Annotated in this window: 1 pseudogene; it reads right to left on the minus strand. The window is 64.0% G+C overall.

From position 1 onward, the window contains the following. Nucleotides 1-203: pseudogene (locus ELR45_RS35700) on the minus strand (sugar ABC transporter permease); the annotation flags it as partial.

A 203-nucleotide genomic window follows, 5' to 3' on the forward strand; every position in this document is an offset into this window, starting at 1 on the left:
CCCGCTCGTGAGCGCCTCGGTGAAGTTCGCGAACCCGACCGGCTCGTCCAGCGGCCCGTACCCGTCCCATTCGAAGAACGCATACACCCAACCGGCGATCATCGGCCACACGGTAAACGCGAAGAACAACACCATCATCGGCAACACGAACACGTAATGCCATTTGTGCTTGCGCATCCGGGCAGCCAGCCGGCCCCGCCCGC

The organism is Phytoactinopolyspora endophytica (assembly GCF_004138495.1).
GTDB classification, from domain to species: Bacteria; Actinomycetota; Actinomycetes; order Jiangellales; family Jiangellaceae; genus Phytoactinopolyspora; species Phytoactinopolyspora endophytica.